The sequence below is a fragment of the Campylobacter corcagiensis genome, assembly GCF_013201645.1.
In the GTDB taxonomy this organism is placed as follows: domain Bacteria; phylum Campylobacterota; class Campylobacteria; order Campylobacterales; family Campylobacteraceae; genus Campylobacter_B; species Campylobacter_B corcagiensis.
Window position 1 is genome coordinate 70976 of record NZ_CP053842.1, and the last position, 23304, is coordinate 94279.

Consider the following 23304-nt stretch of genomic DNA (forward strand, 5'->3'; position numbering starts at 1 on the left):
TACATTTTTTAAAAGGAGATAAAATGGCAGAAGTTACAACAGAGTCACTTAAAAAAGATTTAGATGCACTTAAAAAAGATTTTGAGTCGCTTACTAAGAATTTGAAGAAAACAACAGAAGAAGAAGTAAGCAAGAAATTTGACTCTATTAGTGAAGAGCTATCTTTAGAAGAGCTTAAAAAATCTATTGAAGAGTTAAAACTTAAAGGTAAACAAGGTTTTGAAGATGCAAAAGACAAAGGCAAACAAGTTTTAGAAGACGTAAAAGACAGAGGCGAAGACTTTTTCAACAAAGCTGAAAGTTGCGTGAAAGATGATCCGCTAAAAAGCGTTGCTATCACTTTTGGTGTTGGCTTTATTTTTGGATGGCTGATGAGAAAATAATGGGAAATTTCTCACTATCAGAATTTTTTATATCTGCTGTTGAGCTAGTTGAAGCTGAGGCTTACAACATAAAAGATTCATTTGTAAAAAGTGCAAATGGAATAGTTTTTATGATTGTGGTGGCAGCTTTGGCTATTGTAGGTTCGGTATTTTTGTTTATTGGAGTTTTCTTGCTTCTTGAACTTTGGACTGGTAAAATTTTGGCTTACTTTTTAACAGCTGGGATAATCTTTACTGTAGTTTTAATACTATATGGAGTCTCTCTTGCTAAGCATAAGTGAAAGAAAGCTTACGGATGCTAAGCTGAATTTGATAAAAAATAGATCCAAAATGAAAGAAAGTGACTATAAAATAGAGATGGCAAAGCTAAAACTTAGAAAAAATGACCCAACTTATACCATAAGTAGCGAGTTAAATTTGCTAAGGCAAGGAAGTCTTAGCACAGCTATTTTTAGCTTTATAGATAGAAATTTCATACTTCCATATATTGCTAAATTTATGGGAAAAAAGAGATAGTTTAGGCTATCTCTTTTAGATTAAGAGATTAAGATTTATTTAAATTTCAAATATCTTAAATTTCACAGTAAACTTAAAAATCGCAAAAAATGTATCGGCGATAAAAATTTAAAAAGGATAATAAATGGTATTTCAAACAATTCAAAAAATCTTTCAAATTTACAAAACGGTAAAAATTTAGCTAAGAAACTAGGCTATTATAGTTTAAATAACTTTAATAAAGCTATTTTAAAAGTTGCTAATGCTAAAAGCTTAGATGAGTTTTTAAATGATGGCTATTATGACTATATAAATAGTTCTGAGAGTTTAGTTACTAAACTTGCTAATGCTTTTAATTTAGATATTAAAGACGAGCTAAACCAAGCTAAGATTATAAATAACGAAAGGGCTAAATTTAAAAATTGCTACGCTTATATAGATACAAATTTTAAACGAAACTCTTGTCCTATTTTTAAAATAGCTATGATGTTTAGATTAAGATATATAAGCCTAAATTTAAAAGAGCTATATTTTAAAAATTTAGACACTCAGCTAAAGATAATTTCAAATATTTTAAAAAATCATTATAAAATGACAAAATCTCTACCTTTGTTTGGCGACATAGCAGGATATAACGCTCATTTTTTGGGCAAAATTTACCCTTTTGATGTAAGTGGCGATTTAAAAGGTGAAGCTATTAGCGAAAGTGAAGCTTGGATAAAGGTTTAATATGAGAGTTTTATATATACATGTATTAAATGGTAGTTGTAACGGAAGTACTGGAAGTTTTGTAAGATAATTTTTAATGGTAAGTTTATAGAACAAAATTTTAACATGCTTAACTATAGCGAAACGATGGAAATTTTATCAAATTTAAAATTTGATATGGTTGTGGCATCTTCTTTTGGATGCTTTTATGCACTTCATTTAGAAAATGTGCCTAAAATTCTAATAAATCCTTGTTTACACCCATCAGTAGAGATTCCAAAACTAACAAAAACTAAGGCAAATTTTGCTAGTGAATTTTCTAAAATAGAGAAAAAATTATATTCAAAGGAGAAAATGATAAAAGACGTATTTGGTATATTTGGAAATAGCGATGAGCTATTTAGTTATTTAGACGAGTTTAAATCAAATTTTAGCTTTAAAGATTTAAATTATGCTGTTGTAAATGGCAAGCATAAGATATCTAAAGGTGAGCTAGAAAAAGGTTTTATTAAGGCTAGAGATTATTTTAATGTTTAAAGATTTTCATAAAAAGGCATTATTCATTATATGCAAATTCAACATTTTGAGATAACAATATACTAGGTGAAAGCATTTTTCTAAGTGAATTTAATGCTATGTAAAGGTTAAATTAAAGAGTTTACAAAATGCTAAAAATGAAGAATATTTTCTTATAGATACGGAGAGAAATATAGGATAATTTGATACTGCTTTTATGTCTGGAGTGGTAAGCTAGATGAGTATATGCAATGTTATGGTACTTTTTTGACACAACTAATTTTGATATGTTTTGAAACAATAATTATAAATTATAAGAGATAGAGAGTGGCTACTGTGAAGCAGATCTAGATGCAAAAAATTATAACTATTTTAAAGGAGAGAGAATTATAGATCAATACTTAGTTCAAAGTTAAAGATGGCGTTGCTAAGGGGCTATTTGCTTATAGCTTTATTTAAGAAGAAGGTGAAATATTTTAAATAAAAGGCTACGAAAGCAGCCTTTTGCTAATCTTTCTCTTTATTATTAAAAATATAACTGGCATAATCCAAAATTTTAGCAATCTCTTCAAGGAGTTTTTCATCTCTAGACGTAGCTTCTCTTCCAAAACTATGTATATTTTTATACATTATTTCTGGACGATTGTCAGATGTGGTTATTTTTTCTCCTTTTAAATTTAAATCATTTGAGATTTCATCATACTTTCTCATAAAAGATATAGTTAATTCAGACTCTAGATGAAATTGTGAATATTGCCAGGTATTAAACCACACTGGATATATTTTTTTGTTTAATATATCTCTTGTCATACCCATCATTGATGTTTTTCCAGAACCCCAATCGCCTTGTATAGCAATTGTTAATGGGGTGCTGCATTTGTTTATAAAAGCAGCCAAGCCCTCAATATAGGGCTTTACGCCAAGAGTATCTTCATCAGCCGGCAGATCTGTCATTGCTACTATTTTTGCCATCTTTGCTCTTTAAAAAATATCTAATTTTTCGTTTATTTTTTTTATCATTTCGTTTTGCCTATTTTTTAATTCATCTGGATTCCATGGCGTATAGAATTGATAAATTCTTTGAGTTGATTCAAAACAAGTCCTAAGGCCATCTTTATTTTGATAAATTTCCATTTTTTCAGAGAATGATTTGTTACTAGCTTGAATATTTTTTCTACCATAAAGTAAAGTCAAGTTTCCTAGTTTATAAATAGAATCTTTTCTTTCTTCATCAGTAAATTCTTGTGGGTTTTTCTTGGGTTTTCTTTGTGGCAGGATATGTTCTACTTGAAGTTTTCTATTGATTTTAATCTCATTTGGAGAGATATCATCGGTTGCAAAATATTCCAATAAAATTAAAATAGGCTTTAGCCATTTTCGATCTTTTATATCATTTTTTAAAATTTCCTTATAAGTTGTAGTTCTTTGGTAATTGTCTAAATTTTCTTTTATTAGATCTTTAAAATCTTTTATTTTATAGTTTTCTTGTTTTTGATAGAATTTGCAATGTTTATAGAAGTTTGTTTTATGCTAGCAGCATTTCCACCAGCAATCCAATTTTGATAATACCAAGCAACTAAAATTTCCAAAAGTTTATCAAATTCTTTGTATTCGTGAAGTTTTGCAGTAGTTAAAATAAGTCTATAATAAATAGAATGATTTAGATATTTAAGTAGATAAAAGTATCTATTTTTGAGTTCATAAATTTTTAAATAGCTATCTGAAAATTTTTTGATATTTCCAATAACCTTTGATATATCTTTATTTTCAATATAACCCATAAGTTCCTCATCGTATCTTCTCGATGTATTTTTTCCACGAAGATAGATTGTGTAAATTATTAACATATCATTTATGTTTTGATCTATTTTTTCTAGTTCGCGAGAAATATTTCCCCAATTGTGTAATCTCAAGTTTAGTATCTTTGTTTGTGGTTTTTGAAATTAGATTTGCTTTTAAAATATCACTGGGAAAAAGTTTAAGACCACGATCATTTAAGACTAAAAATATTTTAATAGCTGTATTTTGATTGGCGCAAGTTATTTGATTAAATTTTATATTATAATATAACCATTTTATAAATATATTTAAATCTTTTATTTCTTTTATAAATTCATGTTGCATTATAAATGTTTTATTTTTCCAATAGTTATTTTCTTCTTTTTTTGATGCTGAGTATTGTTCTAAAATACTTTTAAAATCAGTATGATGATTGTTGTTTAACCAAATTCTGAAGTAAGGATCTTTCGATTCTTTTGATTTTATAGTAAGATTTAATAAATTTCTAGACTCTTCATTCATTCTATTACTATTAGAATAAAGATCTTTTAATGCAGATGCTAAAAGTGTAAAAGTTATTAACCTTTGCTGTCCATCAATTATATCAAAAACTTCATTTGATCCTTTTTTGTTTATTTGTTTTGATAAAACTATGGATCCACAAAAATATTCATCACTTTCTTCTATCTTGCCATTTAAAATGGCTTTTTCATATTCTTGAAATATGTCTTCTAATAGACTATTTACTTGCTCTTCTTTCCAGCTATATGGCCTTTGAAATAGTGGAATTTCAAAAATTCTACCATCTTGTGTTAATAAATTTTTTAGATTTATTAGTTCTACGCTTATACAATTAGACATTTTTATCCTTTTTATGCTACTACTCATTGCGTTTTAAGTAGTGCTCTATCTCTGTTTTAGCGCTTACAGCATCTGCTTTTTCATCATATGATATGGTGTAATAAGTTCCATCGGCAAGAAACATATGAAGTTGATAAACTGCCGGTATGGTTTTAATATTTAGTTTGCCATTGCTATCTTTTCTTCTTATTTTTTTCTCTGGAATCTTTTCTATATCTGTTTGAACAATATCTGCCATCTCTAAGTATAAATATTTAGAATTTCCAGTCAAAAAAGCCCTTCCAAGTCTTATTCTAACTAATCCAGTGTTTGAGTCAATCTCTTCGTTTTTTGGTTTGTCTTTAAACCACCATGCAACCTATAATCATTACAAAAAATCTTAACACCACATAATCCTTTCAAGATTTATAATATTTCAATTTTATCATCTACTTTTTTAAGATTAGCTAAAATCTTAAAAAATCTGTGTATATAAATAAAAATTCATAACTATAATATTTACTTTTTTAGAGGGTTTTTGAATGTATTGTTTTTGAAAATTTTAGCCTTTTTAAAAGGCTAAAATTTAAAATTATAGAAAAATTTTTAAGTTAAATAGGCATTACACGGATTTTTGGGCTAAGATTTTCTTTTAAAACTGATTCTATTGCAAAAAGCGTTCCAGTTGAACCGCTTGCACAACCACTACAAGCCCCGAGATAGCGGATATATATATCAATATATGAATCATCCGATTCTCTTATATCAACTATATCTAGATCTCCACCGTCAAATTGAAGCATAGGGCGAATTTCTTTATCTATTAAATTTTCCACGGCTTTAAATTGACCAATTGCATTTAGCTCTTCAAACGCCATATCACTTGCGTTAGGATTTGTCTTAGCATCTGCGATAGCTGATAGTTTTTCTTGTTCCATCTCAGCTCTAGTTTGAGCTAAAATATCAACTAAGTGATACTCTCTTTTTTCATGTCCGCCAGGCTTTATACAGCTTTTACAAAATCCCCCTGCTTTGGTGTATTGAGTGATTTCTTCGACTGTTTTTAAATCATTTAGTCTAATTACTTCTTTTATCGTTCCAAGGCTTACTCTTGCACACTCACATACTATTATCTCATCTTCAAAGTGTTCTGGATCTATTCCTTTATACTGTGCAGCTGCTGCTTTTATAACATCATAAGCCATAACCGAACAGTGCATCTTTTGAGGTGGTACAGCTGGAGTATCTGGGTCATCTCTCATAGCTTTTTCAACATCAATATTTGTTATTTTTACAGCTTCATCGACGGTTTTTTCGATACAAAGCTCAGCCATAGTATCACTACTTGCTATAGCGGAACCACAGCCAAAACTTCTAAATTTAGCATCTTTTATAATATTTGTTTTTTCATCAACCAACCAATAAAGCCTAACCGCGTCCCCACAGCTCTCAGCTCCAAAATCAGCAACTATTAACTTACAACCCTTTTCTTTTGCCTCTTCTTCTGTGATTTCACCCATAAATTTAGGGTTGTTCATCCTATCTTGAACTTTTTGTGAGTACTCATCCCAAAAAGAGGTGCTTATTAAATCATTTTTTGCCATTTTTTATCCTTTATTATAAACCGCTTTTATACCCTTTAGGAGCATAAGCAAACGAACTTGATATACTTCTTAATCTTACGACAGCTTTTTTTATCTCTTCTATAGCATAATCTATCTCTTCTTCTGTATTAAATCTTGAAAGTGATAGTCTAAGTGCTGTATGTGCTAAATCGTCACTTGCTCCAATTGCTTCCATTATCGGATTGCTTTCTAATGTTTCACTTGCACAAGCTGAGCCTGTTGAAGCAGCAATTCCAGCTTTATTTAAGTCCCAAAGCATCGCCTCTCCTTCAACGCCTTTTATACTTGCTAAGATTGTGTTTGGAGTTCTATGCTCTCTTTTTCCTACAACTGTAACATCTGGAATTTCTAAAAGTGCATCTTCAAGTTTGTCTCTTAGTCTTCTTACATGACTATCTTCAAAGGTTAGAAATTTATTTGCAATATCAAGAGCTTTGCCCATCGCAACTATATATGGAACATTTAGTGTTCCACTTCTTCTTCCGCCCATATGCTCACCGCCATGTAAAAGTGGGGTTAATTTTTGTGAGTTTTTAATGTAAAGCCCACCAACTCCTTTTGGTCCATGGAATTTATGTGCTGAAAAACTTAAAAAATCAACTCCTGCGTCAATCACATTTACTTTTATTTTTCCAACAGCCTGCACTGCATCTGTATGAAATAAAACCCCTCTTTCATGAGCGATACCGGCTAACTCTTTTATCGGAAAAATAGCCCCTGTTTCGTTATTTGCCCACATTATGCTAACTAAGGCAGTTTTATCATCTATTGCATTTTTTAAATCATCTGGATTTATAAGCCCATCGCTATTTACATCAAGTCTTGTAACTTTTACACCAAGTCGCTCTAAAAACGAACAGGTATGCCCAACGGCAGGGTGCTCTACACTTGTAGTTATTATATGGTTTTTTTCGCCAGTTACTATCTTATCAAAATATATCCCTTTTAAAACCCAGTTATTGCTCTCGGTTGCACAAGATGTTATAACGATATCGTCCATATCACCTGCTCCTAAGCCATCATATAGCTGATCCATTGCTTTTCTAAGATATGGACTTATTTGGCTTCCATAGTCGTGAAGTGAATTTGGGTTTCCATATTTTTCACAGAAAAACGGCTGCATTGCTTCATAAGCTTCAGGGTCAACCATTGTCGTTGCGTTATTGTCTAAATATACCTTTTTCATATTGCTCCTTTTTAATTAGGACTAACTTTATCTTTTATGTAATTTTATAGCTAAAGTTTAAATTTTAGCTAAATTTAGAAAATTTAATCAAAATCTCATCTCTTTTGGAGAATTTATAAGTGAAAAAAACTCTTTTCTTGTTCTTGCATCGCTTATAAAACCACCACGAAGTGCTGAAGTTGTCGTAGTTGAGTTGATTTTTTCAACACCTCTCATCTCCATACACATATGCCTTGCTTCAACTACTACGCCTACGCCCCTTGGTTTGATAACTTCTTGTATGGCGTTTGCGATTTGTTCGGTAAGTTGTTCTTGAATTTGAAGTCTTCTTGCGAAAATATTTACCATTCTTGGAATTTTAGAAAGTCCTACAACCTTGCCATTTGGGATATAAGCCACATGAACTCTTCCTATTATTGGTAGCAAGTGATGCTCACACATACTATAAAACTCAATGTCTTTTATTAAAACCATTTCGTTATTTGTACTATCAAACAAAGCATCATTTAACACAGTTTTTGGGTCCATATCATACCCACTTGTTAGAAATTTCATCGCTTTATAGACTCTTTGTGGAGTTTTTTTTAGCCCATCACGGTCTGTATCTTCACCTAAAATTTCAAGCATCTGTCTTACTAAATTTTCAAATTTTTCTTGATTTTGCATTAAATTTCCTTAAATTTTGAGCAATATTATATCAAAAATGCTTTATTTGTAATAAATTTGCTTTTTTTATACAAAAATAAAGCTAAATTTAGATATATTAATAAATTAATTTCTAAAAAACAAAAGGAATATAATGGAAGTAAAAGCAAAATTAGTAGATTCAGCTAATGCTTTAGTGGATGTAAAAATAGCAAAAGATGCTATAGATAAAAAGGTTGACGAGATCGCTAAAAAAAGTGCTAAGCAAGTTAAAATGGCTGGTTTTAGACCAGGAAAAGTTCCAGTTAGCGTTGTTAAAAAAAGATATGCTAAAGAGCTAGAAAGCGATGCTAAACAAGACATTTTCAAAGAGGCTATAAATGATGGCTTAAAAGAGCTAGATAAAAAAGGTGAAGATATTTTAGGTGAGCCAACATTTGCTAAATTAGATGATAATGAAAATGGCATCGATGCATCAATTGAGATCTCTTTTAGACCTGAAATTGATACAAAAGGCTATGAGGAGAGCATTCCTGAGTACTCAACTCCAAAAGTTATGAAAAAAGAGATAGAAGAGAAGATAAATGAACTATTGCTTATGATCGCTCCATTAGAAAAAAGCGACAAAGAGGTTTTAGAAAAAGGCGATTTTGCTAAATTTGATTTTGAAGGCTTTGTTGATGGTGAAGCATTTGAGGGCGGTAAGGCTGAAAACTATAGCTTAGAAATCGGATCAAATCAGTTCATACCAGGATTTGAAGACGGTATGGTTGGCTTAAAAGTTGGTGAAGAAAAAGATATAAAAGTTACTTTTCCAGCTGAGTATGGAGCAGAGCATTTAGCAGGAAAAGATGCTATTTTTAAAGTAAAACTTCATGAAATTCAAAGCAAAAATCCAGCAAAAGAGCTTAATGATGAAACTCTTAAAAAACTTATGCCAGGTGATGAAAATATAACTATAGCTAAATTTGAAGATAGAGTAAAAGAGCAAATCAGAGCTGATAAATTTACAAAGCTTTTAAATGAAGAGTTAAAACCAAAATTTGTAGATGCTGTAGTAGAAAAGCTTAAATTTGACCTACCTAAAAATATCGTAGAACAGGAGATGGATCTTCAGTTTAGAAATTCATGGAATGATTTCACAAAAGAGGATATGGAGAAATTTAGAGAAGATAAAGATGCTTTGGCAAACAAAAGAGAGGAGTTTAGACCTGAGGCTGAAAAAAGCGTAAAGCTAACATTTATCGTTGATGAGCTTGCAAAACAGAGAAATGTTGAAGTAGCTGATCAAGAGGTTCTTCAAGCTGTTTATATGGAAGCATTTCAGTATGGTATAGATCCAAAAAAACATCTTGAAAGCTATAAAAATCAAGGAATTTTACCAGCTGTAAAAATGGCCTTAATAGAAGAAAAACTTTTTAAAGATCTTTTCAGTAAAGATAAAAAAGAGGACAAAAAAGAGACTAAAGAAGATAGTAAAGGGGAGTAAAATTGAGCTATTATATACCTTATGTAGTTGAAAAAAGTAGCCGTGGTGAGAGAAGTTATGATATTTACTCTCGCCTTTTAAAAGATAGGATTATAATGCTTGCTGGAGAGATAAATGATGATGTAGCAAGTGCTATCGTCGCCCAGCTACTTTTTTTAGAGGCTGAAGATCCTGAAAAAGATATATATCTATACATAAATAGCCCAGGTGGCGTTGTAACAAGCGGTCTTAGCATATATGATACGATGAATTATATAGCTCCAGATGTAAGTACGATTTGTATTGGTCAAGCTGCTTCTATGGGGGCTTTTTTACTAAGTTGTGGAACAAAGGGCAAAAGATTTGCTCTTCCAAATTCAAGAATCATGATACATCAGCCTTTAGGCGGAGCTCAAGGACAAGCAACTGATATAGAAATTCAAGCAAATGAAATTTTAAGAATCAAAAAAACATTAAATGATATATTGGCTAAAAATAGCGGTCAAAAGCTCTCTAAGATAGAAAAAGACACCGATAGAGATTTTTTTATGAGCTCAGAAGAAGCAGTAAAATATGGCTTAATAGATAAAGTCTTAGATAAGAGTCTTAAAAAATGATATTAGAAGTTTTAACATATCCAGATAAAAGGCTTTATGAAAAGTCATTAGAAGTTACTGAATTTGATGAAAAGCTTCATAAATTTTTAGACGATATGTATGAAACTATGATAGCTAAAAAAGGCATCGGACTTGCTGCTATTCAAGTTGGTGTTCCAAAAAGAGTGCTGCTTGTAAATTTGGCTAATGAAGATGGCATTCAAGATAAAGCTGACCTTCTTGAGATAATAAATCCTGAAATTTTAAGTAGTGATGGCGAAATTTGCTATGAAGAGGGGTGTTTATCTGTGCCTGAATTTTTTGAAGAAGTAACTCGCCCTGAGTTTATAAAGCTTAAATTTCAAGATCGCTTTGGCAAAGTTTGCCAGCTAGACGCTAATGGCTTAAAAGCAGTTTGTATCCAGCACGAAATAGATCATCTAAATGGACATCTATTTATAGAAAAGATAAGCTTTAAAAACAAAAAAAGATTTAGCAAAGAGTATAAAGAAAAACTTAAAAAGCAATGAAATCTCTAAAATGTGCAAGTTTTGATGGGAACTTACAAGTTGTAAATATAGAGTCCAAATTTCTAAATGCCTTGCCAAGCTTTAATATAATAGGTTTGGCAAATACCACAATAAAAGAGAGTGAAAACCGTGTTAAATCAGCACTTTTAACTCTAAATTTTAAATTTCCACCTCAAAAAATCATCATAAATTTAAGCCCTTCAGATATTCCAAAGCGCGGTAGCCACTTTGATTTAGCTATAGCTATACTTATTGCTTTGCAAAAAGAGAGTTTTGATGAGAGTTTTTTTGTATTTGGTGAGCTTGGACTTGATGGAAGCGTAAAAAGCACAAATTCTTTATTCTCAGTTTTGCTATTTTTAAGTAAACAAGTAATAAGTGCCAAAGTTATCGTTCCAAAAAGCATCGCTTTAAGGGCTGCTACTATTCCAAATTTTAGAGTTTTTGCAGTTGAAAATTTAGAAGATGGAATTAAATTTTTTATGGATGAAGAGTTTGCTAAGAGTTGTGAAGTAGTTGGCACTCATCCGCTATTTGCTAATACTCTTGAAATTTTAGGTAAAAATTATGTGCCTAACTTAGAATTTGAGCTTGATTTTAGTGATATAAAAGGACAAGCTAGAGCAAAAAGAGCAAGTTTAATCGCCGCAGCTGGATTTCATAATGTCTTATATGAAGGAAGCCCGGGTTGTGGTAAATCAATGTGTGCAAAACGCTTACGATACATTTTGCCACCACAAAGTATAGATGAGGTTATGCTTAGCGCAGCTTACGAAAGTCTTGATAATAAAGACGCTGATTTTTCAGCTCTTAGGCCATTTAGAAGCCCTCATCACACCTCTACAAGAGGGTCTATCTTTGGTGGTGGGTCAAATTTAGCTAGAGTTGGTGAGGTAGCTTTGGCAAATGGGGGTGAGCTATTTTTTGATGAGCTTCCACACTTTGGTAAGCAAATTTTAGAAAGTCTTAGAGAGCCATTAGAAGATAATAGAATTCTAATATCTCGCGTAAATTCAAAAACCAAATACCAAACTAAATTTCTTTTTGCAGCGGCAATGAATCCTTGTCCGTGCGGAAATCTTTTTAGCAAAACTCAAAGTTGTGTGTGCTCTGAAATGGAAATCAAACGCTACAAATCAACTATTTCAGCGCCTTTGCTTGATCGCATTGATCTATATGTGGCAATGGATGAAGTTAGCAAAGATGATAAAAGTAGCGTAACTAGCCAAGAGATGTATGAAAAAGTTTTGTATGCTTTTAAAGCTCAAAAAACAAGAGCACAAACTGAGCTAAACGCAAAACTTAGCGATCAAGATGTGGGTAAAATTTGCTTGCTTGATAGCGATGCTAAAAGCGTTCTTGATATGGCTATATCAAAGTTTAGTTTGTCTCAAAGAGGGATTAATAAAAGCTTAAAAGTTGCTAGAACTATTGCTGATTTGGCTGGAAAAGAAGTCATAGGAAAAAGTGAAATTTTAGAAAGCCTTAGTTTTAGGGTTAGGAGTTTAGGATGAAAAATCTATACCTAAGCAGTGCTAAATTTGACGAAAATTTAACTCAATATTATGGTCTAAATGAGGCTATTTTAATGGAAAATGCCGCAAATGCTATAGAGAATTTAGTTAGAAAAAAGTTAACTAAAGGCTCAAGATTGTTAGTTATAAGTGGTGGTGGAAATAATGGAGCTGATGGGCTTTGCGTGGCTAGAAAATTAGCAGGAGATTACGAAGTTAGTGTTATGTTAGTTAGTGATAAACTAAACGACATGGCAAAATTTCAGCTTAACATTTTAAAAAAATTGGGTGTAGATTTTATTTTTTCTTATAAAGAAGAGTTTAAATTTGATTGCTTTATAGATGCCATTTTTGGTAGTGGTTTTCATGGAGAACTATCAAACGAGATTGTAGAAATTTTAGATACTTTAAATTCTCAAAAAGGGCTTAAAATCGCTGTTGACATTCCAACGGGAATTGATAAATTTGGTGGCGTTAAAAGTGTAGCTTTTGTGGCTGATTATACTGTTACAATGGGGGCTTTAAAGCTTGGTTTATTTGGAGATTTGGCTAAAGATTTTGTTGGAAAGATAAAAGTAGCAAATTTAGGTGTTAGTAAAACTAAATTCCAAAGTGAAAAATCACCTTTTTATTTGCTAGAAAAAAGCGATTTAACTCTTCCAAACCGAACCAAACAAAACACTAACAAAGGCGATTTTGGTCATCTTTATATAGCAAGTGGAGAGATGAGTGGAGCAAGCATTATGGCTGGATTGGCAGCAAATGCTTTTGGTACTGGGCTTGTTAGTTTAGTTAGTAGTGAATATATATTAAATTTGCCACCATTTTTAATGCAAAAAAGCTCATTTAAAGATGCTAAATGCGTAGTTATAGGACCAGGACTAGGGGATGCTAAATTCGATCTAAAAGAACTAACTAACAAAAAAGTTGTTATTGATGCAGATCTATGCTACAGAAGTGAAATTTTAGAAATTTTAGATGAAAATTTTGTTATAACACCACATCCAAAGGAGTTTGTTAGTTTGTTAAAATTAGCTAACATTGCTGATATTAGTGTTAGTGATTTGCAGTTTAATAGATTTAAATACGCTCAAATTTGGAGTGAGAAATTCAGAAGTGTTTTGGTGTTAAAAGGGGCAAATACTATTATTGTCCAAAATGAAAAGCTTTTTGTTTCAAATTTTGGCTCGCCTGCTCTTAGCAAAGGTGGAAGTGGTGATGTTTTAGCTGGAATGATAGGAGCTCTTCTTGCTCAAAACTACAGCGTACTTAATGCTTCAATAAGCTCTGTTATCGCTCATGGTCTAGCAGCACAAAAATTTAGAGCAAATTTATATGGGTTAAATCCACTTGATATTATAGAGGAGTTAAAATGGTTATAAAAAAAATAGCAGTTTTATTTAGTGGAAGTGGCTCAAATTTAGAAGCTATTTTAGAAAAAGTTCACGCTAAAGTTTTTAATGGTGTTTTGATTGAAGTTGCTCTTCTTATCACAAATAAAAGCGATGCTTTTGGGATACAAAGAGCTAAGAATTTTGGACTTGATACTTTAGTGGTTAACCATAAGGATTTTAAAAGTCGCGAAGATTTTGATGCTAGACTTGTAAAAGAGATAACTAACGCTAACATAGATTTAACTGTGTTAGCTGGATTTATGAGAATTTTAACCCCTGTTTTTACAGATCAAATCCTAGCTATTAATCTACATCCAAGCATTTTGCCACTTTTTAAAGGAGCAAATGCTATAAATGATAGCTATAACAGTGATATGGCGTTAGGTGGAGTTAGTGTTCACTATGTTAGTAGCGAGTTAGATGCTGGCAAGATCATAAAACAAAGAGCTTTTGAAAGAGAAAAAGATATGAGTTTAAAAGAGTGGGAAGCAAAAATACACTCCATAGAACACGAGATTCTTCCTGAAGTAATAGTTGAAATTTTAACTAAGTAAACTAAAAATTATGAAAATAATAATATATTAAATAAAGAGTTTATTTTACAATAACGCTAATGTTAATCTCAAACTAAAATATGGTGTTTGTTTTATAAAAATTACATAAATCTTATAAAAAATAGAGTTATATTATCTTTTTTTTTGATACAATAACGCCTTAAATTTTATAATGTATTTTATATTAATAAGGAGTTATGATGAAAAAGATAATTTTATCTTTATGTGTAATGGCTGGAGTTCTTTTTGGAAATTCTCTTGATGAGATTCAAAAAAGCGGTGTTATTAGGGTTGGTGTTTTAGGGGATGAACCACCATTTAGTAGTGTTGAAGATGGAAATTTTGTTGGTTTTGACATTGATTTTGCTAAACGCATTACAAAAGATATAGTGGGCGAAAACGGTAAAGTTGAACTTATAGAAGTTACTACACACAACCGTATTGAAATGCTTCAAAATAATAAAGTTGATTTATTGATAGCTGAGTTTATTATAGACCCTGAAAGAGAAAAACTTGTTGATTTTTCTATGCCTTATTTTGCTGTAAATACAGGTGTTTTAACCAAAGTTGAAGACCACTATGCAAATATCTCTCAACTTCGTGGTAAAACTATTTTAGTTGAAACAGACACTGAAGCTGAAAAAGATCTTAGAAAAGCTGGATTTAATACATTGGGTTGTAATGATATGTTTCATTGTTATAGTGAATTAAAAGCCGGAAGAGGTGATGCTTTTGCTGGTGCAAACTTGATAGTTTTAGCTTATCCTATTATAGATAAAAAACTAGAAGTAAATATTACAGGAATAGGAACATCAAGTTATTATGCCATTGGAGTTCAAAAAGGTAACAAAGAGTTGCTTGATGCCCTAAATCAAGAACTTATTACTTTGAGCAAAGAGGGATTTTTCAAAAAAGCGTTTGAAGATACACTAGATCCATTTTACAAAGGAACAGCTGATAAAAAGTATTTCTTACTAGATGATATTTACAGAATTTTTGGTTAATCACCTTAGAAAGGCGAATTAATGAAAAAGATTATTTTATGTTTGGGATTTTTATGTGGCTTAAGTTTTGCTGATGAATTAGCAGATTGTGAAGCTGGTAATATAAAAGCTTGTCATAATATAGGTGTTGAACACTATGAAAAGGGCGAATTTGAAAAAGCACTTGAGTTTTTTAAAAAAGGGTGTGATGGTAGGGCTTCAAAGTCATGTTTTGCAATTTCAGAGATGTATCACAGTGGAAATGGCGTAAAAAGAAGTATGCATGAAGCAATTATCTATGTAGAAAAAGCTTGCGATGAGAGTGATGATCCTGAAAATTGCGATAAGATGGATAGATACTGAGCTAGGAGATTGGTATGAGTAGATTTATTGTGGTTTTAGGAATACTTTTTAGCTTAAGTTTTGCTGATGAATTGGCAGATTGTGAAGCTGGTAATATAAAAGCTTGTCATAATATAGGTGTTGAATACTATGAAAAGGGCGAATTTGAAAAAGCACTTGAGTTTTTTAAAAAAGGGTGTGATGGTAGGGCTTCAAAGTCATGTTTTGCAATTTCAGAGATGTATCACAGTGGAAATGGCGTAAAAAGAAGCTTTAGTGAAGCTGTTGCTTATGTAGAAAAAGCTTGTGATGAGAGTGATGATCCTGAAAATTGCGATAAGATGGATAGATACTGAGCTAGGAGATTGGTATGAGTAGATTTATTGTGGTTTTAGGAATACTTTTTAGCTTAAGTTTTGCTGATGAATTAGCAGATTGTGAAGCTGGTAATATAAAAGCTTGTCATAATATAGGTGTTAAACACTATGAAAAGGGCGAATTTGAAAAAGCACTTGAGTTTTTTAAAAAAGGGTGCGATGGCAGGGCTTCAAAGTCATGTTTTGCAATTTCAGAGATGTATCATAAAGGCGAGGGTGTTAAGCATAGCACACACGAAGCAATTATTTATGTAGAAAAAGCTTGTGATGAGAGTGATGATCCTGAAAATTGTGATAAGATGGATAGGTATACTTTCTAGTTTTTGATATAAAACATTTACTTTAATAAGAGCTTCTAGGATATTTTTTATTTTATTAAGTAGTTTTTGAAGCTCTAAATTTAGTATTAGAGATTTAATTTATATTTTTATTGGTTAATGCAGCATCTTACTTTTACATTTATACAAACTTGATAAAATTCTTACTAAATTTTAAAATTAAGGATAAAAATGGAAATGCTAAATTTCGCTTGGATATATTCTCCGGAGGCATGGATATCTCTTGCTACACTTATCGGTCTTGAGATAGTTTTGGGTATTGATAATATTATATTTATTGCTATACTTTGTGATCGTTTGCCAGTAGGGCAAAGAGATAAAGCTAGGATAATCGGTCTTGGTTTGGCGATGATTACTAGGATTTTACTGCTTTTAAGCTTGTTTTGGATTATGAAGCTAACTTCGCCACTATTTAGTGTTGGCGGTATGGAAATCTCAGGGCGAGATCTTATACTAATACTTGGTGGACTTTTCTTACTTGTAAAATCCACTACAGAGATCAGTCATAGCGTGACTGGGGCTGATGATACTCATGATGAAAAAAATAGTAAAACATTTGCAAATTTCGGTGCAGTTTTGGTTCAAATAGCGATTTTAGACATTGTTTTTTCACTTGATAGCGTTATTACAGCAGTTGGAATGGCTGATCATGTTATGGTTATGATTATTGCAGTTATAGTTGCGGTTGGTTTTATGATGGTAGCAAGTGGGTCAATAAGCCGCTTTGTAAATAATAATCCTACGATTAAAATTCTAGCACTGTCATTTTTGATAGTTGTAGGAGTTGCTTTAATAGCAGATGGTTTGGATTTCCACATACCAAAAGGATATATCTATTTCTCAATGGCATTTTCTTTAGGTGTTGAGATGATAAATATCACAATAAGAAATAAAAAGAAAAAAGCTTTAGAAAATAAAGAATAAATTTAGCCTAGTTGACTAGGCTAAATTCTTACAATGTAAATTTAGCTGTTTTAACAAGCGTTTAAAATATAAAATTTTTATAAATTTAACCTATAAATTTAAGCCCAACAGCTGAAGATATTATTATAAATGCAAAGAGTATTTTAAGTCTGCCTAAACTCTCACCAAACAGAGCAATACCAACTATCATGCCTCCAACAGTGCCTATCCCTGTCCAGATAGCATACGCTGTACCCATAGAAATTTCACGCATTGATAGTCGTAAGAAAAAAAGACTTACGGCAAAATTTAACCCCATAAAAACTATCCATCTTTTACGCTTTGTTATTGTGTATTTTTTGGTGCCATAAATTCCAACAGCTTCTAAAATACCAGCTATTATTAGATATATCCAGCTCATTTTTTGCTTTCCTTTTGGGTGGCATATACCATTCCTATAACTCCACTAAAAAGCGTTGTGATAAGAAAAATCTTTAGCCAATCAAAAGGCTCGCCATAAAATAGCATCTCAATTAATACAACCCCAGCTGCTCCAACTCCAACAAATACTGTATAAACAGTACTTACTTCACCAAGTTCTGATGCTTTAAGCAAGGATGGAAAGCTTATAGATACTCCGATTAAAAAAACCAAATATCCACTCATATCTGATGCATGTTTAAGAGCTGTAACCCAGATGAGTTCTCCAAAAACAGCTAGAAAAATGTAAAACCAAACCAATATTGTTCCTTATATAACAAAATATTAACGCTATAGTCTTATGTTAATCTAAAGCTATAGTGTTAATACTAAATAAGAAATTTTATGTATAAAAATATAATAAAACTCTTTTAAATTTCATAAATACTTGAAGTATCTAGGTAAACCATATTCTAAAGTGTTAAGTGGGTATGTAGCAAAGGGGATGGTGCGGACGAGAGGACTTGAACCTCCACGCCGTGAAGCACTAGATCCTAAGTCTAGCGTGTCTGCCAATTTCACCACGTCCGCAAAATCTAGCTTAAAGGTGCTAGTGACCTTAAAATGGTACGCCCAAAAGGATTCGAACCTTTGGCCTACGCCTTAGAAGGGCGTTGCTCTATCCAGCTGAGCTATGGACGCTCAAAAATATACTTAAGTCAATGGTACGCCCGAAAGGAGTCGAACCTTCAACCTACAGATCCGAAGTCTGTTGCTCTATCCAATTGAGCTACGAACGCACGGTCTAATGGGGTGAGTGATGGGAATCGAACCCACGACCCTCAGGACCACAATCTGATGCTCTAACCGACTGAGCTACACTCACCATTAATGGTCGGGGCGAAAGGATTCGAACCTTCGGCCCCTTGGTCCCAAACCAAGTGCGCTACCAGACTGCGCTACGCCCCGTCTCCTGGATACTTTTCTAAAAGTGAAATCGAATTATACAAGATTTTTAAACCTTTGTCAAGTAAATTTCTGATTTTAAGTTAAAATTTAGCAAATTAGTATTGAATTTATATTTGACAAATTTTGAGCGTTTTAAAAACGCTCAAAATATCTATTTAGTGTGAGTTAATTGCCGATATGATTAAATCAGCATTTCTGTTATAGTCACTTGCTATAGCTCTTTGTAGCAAAGGTCCAACTTGTGCGTAACTTGTAACGCCAGTGCCAAAAAATGTTAACTCGCCAAAATGCCTTTCAGGACTTGCTATATTTCTTCTAAATAGCTCTTTCCCCTCTTTGTAAATAGTTAAATTTAAGCCATAACTTATAAATGGCTTTGCATCAACATCAAGCCCGTCTGGACTATAAAAACCGTATGAAAAGTGGGTTATTTCAGGAATTATTATAAGTTCGTTTGTTGCTAAGACATCGTTTTTATTTGTAACTTCTAAATTTCTTAAGTAGTTTTTAAAAAATCTTTTGCTCTCTTCACCTAAATACAACCCTAAATCAATATCAAGCTCATCTTCACCAAGCCTTGTGCTAGGTTTAAAGCTATTTTGCTTCATTGTTGATTTATCTATATAGATATAAGTTTTTTGCAGAGGTTTTGATGCTTTAAAAGCATTACTAGCTTGAGTAACTTCAAGATTTTTGTTATACTCAGCTGTTTTTGAACACCCTGTTAAAAGAGCAAGTGCACTAAGTAAAAGTAGAATTTTTTTCATAGTTTTCCTTTTAAATTTAAATAAGAGTAATTTTAGCACTAATTTAAAATTTAATCAAATCTTAAATCACTATTTAAAATGTTACATTATTACAATAAAATTTTGATTTTGAAAGTAAATCAGCTGTTTTACCTTAATTAAAGCCAAATTCTACTAAAATAAATCTAAATAAATTTTCAGGGGCAATGATGTCACATATGTACTTTGAGCACCCATATTTTGGTGCTTTTTTTATGCTTATTTTTGCTTTTGGTATATTTTTATCTATTATAATTTTTACTAAATTCATAGGTGATAAATTTGCCAATAAAGATGGAGAAAAGCTAAAAAATGCTCTTTATGAGAGTGGTCCAGAAGGGCTTAAGCAGCCAAACCGTATAAATTCTCACTTTTATTTGGTAGCGGTTTTGTTTGTGCTTTTTGATGTGGAGATTGTGCTTATGTTTCCGTGGGCTGTAAATTTTAGATTTTTAGGGATGTTTGGTTTTGTAGAAATGATACTTTTTATCCTACTTCTTGCTTTTGGTTTTATATATGCTTGGCATAAAGGAGCATTAGAGTGGCATTCCATAAAGTAGACTACACAAAAGAAAATGGTCTTCCAGTTGTTTTAACAACTGTTGATAAACTAGTTCAGTGGGGCAGAAGCAACTCTCTTTGGGCGGTTAGTTATGGCTTAGCATGCTGTGCTATTGAGATGATGGCAGCAGGTGGCGGGCGTTATGATTTTGATAGATTTGGGACTATATTTAGAGCTAGTGTTAAACATAGTGAAGTTATGATAATAGCTGGAACTTTAACTAAAAAGCATGCTGAATTTACAAGAAGACTTTATGATGCGATGCCTGAGCCAAAGTGGGTTATAAGCATGGGAAGTTGTGCAAACACAGGCGGTATGTTTAATACCTACTCAACTGTTCAAGGTGTAGATAGAATAATACCAGTTGATATCTATTTGCCAGGCTGTGCACCACGCCCTGAGACTCTACAGTATGCTTTGATGATACTTCAAAAGAAAATTCGCCGCCAAAAGCCAAATAGATCTCAAAAACCAAAAAGGCTAGTGTGATGAGAGATAAATTTATAAAAGATAGAAGTTTAAAAAACTACTACGATGATAGATTTTTTGTAGTTAAAGATAGCAAAAAGCTTGAGGTAGAAGGAAGTGAGTTTGAAGCTGAAATTTTAGCTTTAAAAGACGCTCAAATTTTAAACTCATATATTGAGTTTAATACTTTGGTTGTTTTTATAAATAAAGAGCAAAATTTAAAAGCCTTAAAAGCGTTAAAAGAGTTTGGCTATGAGTGTTTAAGCGAATTAAGTGGGGTGGACTTCGAAAGTGATAAAGGTGGAATAGAGGTCTTTTATCAGCTTTTAAGTATAGAGCATAAAAGAAGAGTTAGGGTTAAGTGTTTTGTAAAAGATGGCGATTTTTTAGAAAGTGTGTGTGAGCTTTACAAAAGCGCAAGATGGGCTGAAAGAGAGCTTTATGATATGCTTGGAGTTTTGATAAAAAACCATCCAAATTTAAAGCGAATCTTAATGCCTGATGACTGGTATGGTCACCCTCTTAGAAAATCCTACCCACTTCAAGGTGATGAAAGAGCTAAGTGGTATGAGATAGATAAAATTTTTGGGCGTGAATATAGAGATGAATTCGGGGAAGAAAACCGCGATTCTAGTTTTGTGGATAGCAAAGATACATTTAATTTCTCAAGACTTTATCACGAGACATATTATGGCGAAGAAAGACCCGATAAGGCCTACCTTCAAGAGTATCAAGAAGAAGGCGGTGTAGCGTTAGTTAAACACCTAAAAAGGGATAAATTTAAAAATATTAAAAGACAGGAGCGAAAATGACTCCTACAAAATTAAGACCTTTTTTTGAAAATATTGAGTTTGAAAAAGATGGCTCTCATATGGTGCTAAATTTCGGTCCTCAGCACCCAGCAGCTCATGGCCAGCTTAGACTTATTTTAGAACTAGATGGCGAAAAGGTTATAAAAGCTGACCCACATGTTGGATATATGCATCGTGGCATGGAGAAAATGGCTGAAAATATGATCTATAGTGAGTTTATTCCTGTAACTGATAGGATTGATTATCTTGCTTCAACTGGGTGTAATTACGGCTTTGCTTTAGCTGTTGAAAAGCTTTGTGGTATTAAAATTCCAAGAAGAGCTGAGGTTATAAGAGTTATACTTTTAGAGCTTAACCGCATAGCTGCACATCTGCTTTATATCGCGACTCAAGCCCTTGATATCGGAGCTATGACGGTATTTTTATATGCTTTTAGAGAGCGTGAGTATGTTTTAGATGCAATTGAGCATTATTGTGGTGCAAGATTAACTCACAATGCCATAAAAATAGGTGGTGTTTTTACAGATCTTCCTGATAATTATTGTAACGAGCTTTTAGAGCTTTGTGATAAGGTGCTTAACGGCGTAAAAGATTATGAGATTATGCTTGATAAAAACAGAATTTGGCTTCTTAGAACTCAAGGCGTTGGTGTTATAACTAAAGATATGGCACTAAATTGGGGCTGTTCTGGAGTCACGCTAAGAGCTAGTGGAGTTCAGTGGGATATAAGAAAAGAAGAGCCTTACTCTATTTATGATGAGCTTGAATTTGATGTGCCTTATGCTACAAGTGGCGATGTTTATGCAAGATTTAAGTGCTATATTGAAGAGATTAGACAAAGCGTTAGAATTTTAAGACAGTGTGTAAAGCTATATCATGAAAGTGATACAGCGATTTTAGCTGATAATCCTGAGTATGTAAATCCAAGCAAAGAGCAAATCATGACACAAAACTACTCTTTAATGCAGCACTTTGTTTTAGTAACACAAGGACTAAAAGCACCAAAAGGCGAAATTTATCAAGCTACTGAGACAAACAAGGGCGAATTTGGCGTATATATCTATTCAACTGGCGATAGCAAACCTTACAGAGTAAAGCTAAGAGCACCTAGTTTTTGGCACTGTGCTATATATGAAGAGCTTTTAGTTGGTGGATATATTGCTGATGTTTCAGCCATTATTTGTTCGACAAATCTTATCTTTGGCGAGGTGGATAGATAATGAAAAGATACGATTTAAGGCATTTGGGCGAAAATTTTAGCATAAGAATGGGTGAAATTTTAAAAAACAGTAGTTATGGCGAAGTTAGCCAGTTTGTCTTTGAAGTTGGAGATTTTAGCTCTGTTCAAAGAAGTGCTGAGTTGGTAAATGCCCTAAATTCAACGCTTTTAAATTCAATAAGATTTAACAGAAGTGACTGGATAGTTACAGTAAAGAAAGGAAAAGTATGAAAGTTTTAAATTTAATACCAATGCTTAGTTTTCAAAGCCCTAAGCTTTTTGCTAAATTTAAAGATGAGGAAATTTTAACTATTAGCCCTATAAAAGATCCAAATTTAAAGGACTTTATCAAGTGTGAGATAGGAAGTTTAAGCTATGTTTTAGCGATGATAGTAGCCGAGCTAGAGCCTAGAATTTATGAGTTTGATATTGGAGAATTAAGCGGCGAAAGTAGCGTTGGAGAAGAGGAAATTCCAGAAATTTTAGAATTTATAGAAAGCTTAGATTATATCTTAGTAGATGATAATGCTCTAAATTTTCACTTTGATAAATCAAGCGTTTTGGCTTTTTTAAATTTAATAGCTTTAAAAAGTGGAGCTAAAATTTTAGGACTAAATGGCGAGATAAATTTAGAAAATGCCAAATTTAGCGAGCTAAAAGAGCTTCCAAATTTTGATGGTGCTGTGGTTTTAAAGCATGATTTAGATGATAAATTTGTAGGCGGACCATATTTCATGGCTAGTTCTAAACTAAAAGATGGCGATATGGTAGAAATTTCAGGCGTTAGGCGAGTTTTTAAGTTAGATAGAGATATAAAAGGAACAGTAGCACTTCTTGGTTTGCCAAAGATAGATAGCTATATCTATGAAATAGCTAAATTTAGCAAGGTTTGA

The 23304-nt window shown here is 32.3% G+C and carries 33 protein-coding genes and 5 tRNA genes; 22 read left to right on the forward strand and 16 right to left on the reverse strand.

The window, feature by feature from the left end; translation table 11 throughout:
• Positions 1 to 23 precede the first annotated feature (23 nt).
• The 5 genes from CCORG_RS00370 to CCORG_RS00390 all read left to right on the forward strand — a co-directional run bounded on the left by CCORG_RS00370 (position 24) and on the right by CCORG_RS00390 (position 2123).
• Complete coding sequence (locus CCORG_RS00370; protein WP_025802333.1) at positions 24 to 383, forward strand: ElaB/YgaM/YqjD family protein; 360 nt, start codon at positions 24 to 26, stop codon at positions 381 to 383.
• Positions 365 to 664 carry a hypothetical protein gene (locus CCORG_RS00375; RefSeq protein WP_232088138.1) on the forward strand — a complete coding sequence of 100 codons (300 nt, stop codon included), beginning with the start codon at positions 365 to 367 and terminating at the stop codon, positions 662 to 664. Before CCORG_RS00370 ends, CCORG_RS00375 begins: the two co-directional genes overlap by 19 nt.
• Before the next feature lie 49 nt (positions 665 to 713).
• Positions 714 to 899: a hypothetical protein gene (locus tag CCORG_RS00380; protein WP_152534244.1), complete on the forward strand. Its 186-nt coding sequence runs from the start codon at positions 714 to 716 to the stop codon at positions 897 to 899.
• Positions 900 to 1364: 465 nt separating this feature from the next.
• Positions 1365 to 1607: a hypothetical protein gene (locus CCORG_RS08890; protein WP_232088137.1), complete on the forward strand. Its 243-nt coding sequence runs from the start codon at positions 1365 to 1367 to the stop codon at positions 1605 to 1607.
• Positions 1608 to 1712: 105 nt separating this feature from the next.
• Positions 1713 to 2123, forward strand: coding sequence for a hypothetical protein (locus tag CCORG_RS00390; protein ID WP_025802339.1), 411 nt, complete (start codon positions 1713 to 1715; stop codon positions 2121 to 2123).
• A gap of 486 nt (positions 2124 to 2609) precedes the next feature.
• Here the strand turns inward: CCORG_RS00390 and CCORG_RS00395 are convergent, their stop codons facing one another.
• The 8 genes from CCORG_RS00395 to folE form a co-directional block, all read right to left on the reverse strand.
• Positions 2610 to 3074 (reverse strand): P-loop NTPase fold protein, encoded by a 465-nt coding sequence (locus CCORG_RS00395; protein ID WP_025802341.1) that lies wholly within the window; start codon positions 3072 to 3074, stop codon positions 2610 to 2612.
• A 9-nt stretch (positions 3075 to 3083) separates the two neighbouring features.
• Positions 3084 to 3575: an HNH endonuclease family protein gene (locus tag CCORG_RS00400; protein ID WP_081755058.1), complete on the reverse strand. Its 492-nt coding sequence runs from the start codon at positions 3573 to 3575 to the stop codon at positions 3084 to 3086.
• The gene (locus CCORG_RS00405) at positions 3572 to 3949 is read right to left on the reverse strand and encodes a hypothetical protein (RefSeq protein ID WP_161632377.1); all 378 of its coding nucleotides are present in this window, start codon (positions 3947 to 3949) and stop codon (positions 3572 to 3574) included. Before CCORG_RS00405 ends, CCORG_RS00400 begins: the two co-directional genes overlap by 4 nt.
• Before the next feature lies 1 nt (position 3950).
• The gene (locus CCORG_RS00410) at positions 3951 to 4742 is read right to left on the reverse strand and encodes a DUF262 domain-containing protein (RefSeq protein ID WP_025802347.1); all 792 of its coding nucleotides are present in this window, start codon (positions 4740 to 4742) and stop codon (positions 3951 to 3953) included.
• A 19-nt stretch (positions 4743 to 4761) separates the two neighbouring features.
• Positions 4762 to 4980, reverse strand: a complete 219-nt coding sequence (locus CCORG_RS00415) for a hypothetical protein (RefSeq protein WP_172658534.1) — start codon at positions 4978 to 4980, stop codon at positions 4762 to 4764.
• A gap of 352 nt (positions 4981 to 5332) precedes the next feature.
• On the reverse strand, positions 5333 to 6325 hold the full coding sequence (locus CCORG_RS00420) for an iron-sulfur cluster assembly scaffold protein NifU (RefSeq protein ID WP_025802351.1): 993 nt from the start codon (positions 6323 to 6325) through the stop codon (positions 5333 to 5335).
• A 13-nt stretch (positions 6326 to 6338) separates the two neighbouring features.
• Complete coding sequence (locus CCORG_RS00425; RefSeq protein WP_025802353.1) at positions 6339 to 7532, reverse strand: NifS family cysteine desulfurase; 1194 nt, start codon at positions 7530 to 7532, stop codon at positions 6339 to 6341.
• Positions 7533 to 7619: 87 nt separating this feature from the next.
• Positions 7620 to 8198 (reverse strand): GTP cyclohydrolase I FolE, encoded by a 579-nt coding sequence (folE, locus tag CCORG_RS00430; protein WP_025802355.1) that lies wholly within the window; start codon positions 8196 to 8198, stop codon positions 7620 to 7622.
• Positions 8199 to 8331: 133 nt separating this feature from the next.
• Between folE and tig the strand changes: the two genes are divergently transcribed.
• From tig to CCORG_RS00485, 11 genes are all read left to right on the forward strand, one after another.
• Entirely contained in the window at positions 8332 to 9666 is a 1335-nt protein-coding gene (gene tig / locus CCORG_RS00435; RefSeq protein WP_025802357.1) for a trigger factor, read from the forward strand.
• Between the two features lie 2 nt (positions 9667 to 9668).
• Positions 9669 to 10262 carry an ATP-dependent Clp endopeptidase proteolytic subunit ClpP gene (gene clpP / locus CCORG_RS00440; protein WP_025802359.1) on the forward strand — a complete coding sequence of 198 codons (594 nt, stop codon included), beginning with the start codon at positions 9669 to 9671 and terminating at the stop codon, positions 10260 to 10262.
• Complete coding sequence (gene def, locus CCORG_RS00445; protein WP_025802361.1) at positions 10259 to 10771, forward strand: peptide deformylase; 513 nt, start codon at positions 10259 to 10261, stop codon at positions 10769 to 10771. The genes clpP and def overlap by 4 nt, the downstream gene beginning before the upstream one ends.
• Positions 10768 to 12285: a YifB family Mg chelatase-like AAA ATPase gene (locus CCORG_RS00450; RefSeq protein WP_025802364.1), complete on the forward strand. Its 1518-nt coding sequence runs from the start codon at positions 10768 to 10770 to the stop codon at positions 12283 to 12285. Before def ends, CCORG_RS00450 begins: the two co-directional genes overlap by 4 nt.
• Positions 12282 to 13667, forward strand: a complete 1386-nt coding sequence (locus CCORG_RS00455) for a bifunctional ADP-dependent NAD(P)H-hydrate dehydratase/NAD(P)H-hydrate epimerase (RefSeq protein WP_025802366.1) — start codon at positions 12282 to 12284, stop codon at positions 13665 to 13667. The genes CCORG_RS00450 and CCORG_RS00455 overlap by 4 nt, the downstream gene beginning before the upstream one ends.
• The gene (gene purN / locus CCORG_RS00460; RefSeq protein WP_025802368.1) at positions 13658 to 14233 is read left to right on the forward strand and encodes a phosphoribosylglycinamide formyltransferase; all 576 of its coding nucleotides are present in this window, start codon (positions 13658 to 13660) and stop codon (positions 14231 to 14233) included. Before CCORG_RS00455 ends, purN begins: the two co-directional genes overlap by 10 nt.
• A 200-nt stretch (positions 14234 to 14433) precedes the next feature.
• Entirely contained in the window at positions 14434 to 15237 is an 804-nt protein-coding gene (locus CCORG_RS00465; RefSeq protein ID WP_025802370.1) for a transporter substrate-binding domain-containing protein, read from the forward strand.
• A gap of 21 nt (positions 15238 to 15258) precedes the next feature.
• Positions 15259 to 15579, forward strand: a complete 321-nt coding sequence (locus CCORG_RS00470; protein ID WP_172658535.1) for a tetratricopeptide repeat protein — start codon at positions 15259 to 15261, stop codon at positions 15577 to 15579.
• A 14-nt stretch (positions 15580 to 15593) separates the two neighbouring features.
• On the forward strand, positions 15594 to 15914 hold the full coding sequence (locus tag CCORG_RS00475; RefSeq protein ID WP_172658536.1) for a tetratricopeptide repeat protein: 321 nt from the start codon (positions 15594 to 15596) through the stop codon (positions 15912 to 15914).
• 14 nt (positions 15915 to 15928) lie between these two features.
• On the forward strand, positions 15929 to 16255 hold the full coding sequence (locus CCORG_RS00480) for a tetratricopeptide repeat protein (protein WP_025802382.1): 327 nt from the start codon (positions 15929 to 15931) through the stop codon (positions 16253 to 16255).
• Positions 16256 to 16450: 195 nt separating this feature from the next.
• Positions 16451 to 17197, forward strand: a complete 747-nt coding sequence (locus CCORG_RS00485) for a TerC family protein (protein WP_034971392.1) — start codon at positions 16451 to 16453, stop codon at positions 17195 to 17197.
• An 85-nt stretch (positions 17198 to 17282) separates the two neighbouring features.
• Here CCORG_RS00485 and CCORG_RS00490 read toward each other — a convergent pair whose 3' ends face one another.
• The 8 genes from CCORG_RS00490 to CCORG_RS00525 all read right to left on the reverse strand — a co-directional run bounded on the left by CCORG_RS00490 (position 17283) and on the right by CCORG_RS00525 (position 19332).
• A complete protein-coding gene (locus tag CCORG_RS00490; protein WP_025802386.1) occupies positions 17283 to 17597 on the reverse strand; it encodes a DMT family transporter in 315 nt (104 codons plus the stop codon).
• The gene (locus CCORG_RS00495) at positions 17594 to 17917 is read right to left on the reverse strand and encodes a DMT family transporter (RefSeq protein ID WP_025802389.1); all 324 of its coding nucleotides are present in this window, start codon (positions 17915 to 17917) and stop codon (positions 17594 to 17596) included. Before CCORG_RS00495 ends, CCORG_RS00490 begins: the two co-directional genes overlap by 4 nt.
• A gap of 185 nt (positions 17918 to 18102) precedes the next feature.
• Positions 18103 to 18187, reverse strand: a tRNA-Leu gene (locus tag CCORG_RS00500).
• Positions 18188 to 18221: 34 nt separating this feature from the next.
• A tRNA-Arg gene (locus tag CCORG_RS00505) sits at positions 18222 to 18298 on the reverse strand.
• 21 nt (positions 18299 to 18319) lie between these two features.
• Positions 18320 to 18396: transfer RNA gene (locus CCORG_RS00510), tRNA-Arg, on the reverse strand.
• A 9-nt stretch (positions 18397 to 18405) separates the two neighbouring features.
• A tRNA-His gene (locus tag CCORG_RS00515) sits at positions 18406 to 18482 on the reverse strand.
• Between the two features lie 6 nt (positions 18483 to 18488).
• Positions 18489 to 18565: transfer RNA gene (locus CCORG_RS00520), tRNA-Pro, on the reverse strand.
• 155 nt (positions 18566 to 18720) lie between these two features.
• Entirely contained in the window at positions 18721 to 19332 is a 612-nt protein-coding gene (locus CCORG_RS00525; protein WP_025802391.1) for a lipoprotein, read from the reverse strand.
• Positions 19333 to 19520: 188 nt separating this feature from the next.
• Between CCORG_RS00525 and CCORG_RS00530 the strand changes: the two genes are divergently transcribed.
• The 6 genes from CCORG_RS00530 to CCORG_RS00555 are packed head-to-tail and all read left to right on the forward strand — an operon-like array spanning position 19521 to position 23304.
• A complete protein-coding gene (locus tag CCORG_RS00530) occupies positions 19521 to 19910 on the forward strand; it encodes an NAD(P)H-quinone oxidoreductase subunit 3 (protein WP_025802393.1) in 390 nt (129 codons plus the stop codon).
• Complete coding sequence (locus CCORG_RS00535; protein WP_025802395.1) at positions 19892 to 20401, forward strand: NuoB/complex I 20 kDa subunit family protein; 510 nt, start codon at positions 19892 to 19894, stop codon at positions 20399 to 20401. Before CCORG_RS00530 ends, CCORG_RS00535 begins: the two co-directional genes overlap by 19 nt.
• On the forward strand, positions 20401 to 21192 hold the full coding sequence (locus CCORG_RS00540; RefSeq protein WP_025802397.1) for an NADH-quinone oxidoreductase subunit C: 792 nt from the start codon (positions 20401 to 20403) through the stop codon (positions 21190 to 21192). Before CCORG_RS00535 ends, CCORG_RS00540 begins: the two co-directional genes overlap by 1 nt.
• Positions 21189 to 22412 (forward strand): NADH dehydrogenase (quinone) subunit D, encoded by a 1224-nt coding sequence (gene nuoD / locus CCORG_RS00545; RefSeq protein ID WP_025802399.1) that lies wholly within the window; start codon positions 21189 to 21191, stop codon positions 22410 to 22412. Before CCORG_RS00540 ends, nuoD begins: the two co-directional genes overlap by 4 nt.
• Positions 22412 to 22642: an NADH-ubiquinone oxidoreductase subunit E family protein gene (locus tag CCORG_RS00550; protein WP_025802400.1), complete on the forward strand. Its 231-nt coding sequence runs from the start codon at positions 22412 to 22414 to the stop codon at positions 22640 to 22642. The genes nuoD and CCORG_RS00550 overlap by 1 nt, the downstream gene beginning before the upstream one ends.
• Positions 22639 to 23304, forward strand: coding sequence for a hypothetical protein (locus CCORG_RS00555; RefSeq protein ID WP_025802402.1), 666 nt, complete (start codon positions 22639 to 22641; stop codon positions 23302 to 23304). The genes CCORG_RS00550 and CCORG_RS00555 overlap by 4 nt, the downstream gene beginning before the upstream one ends.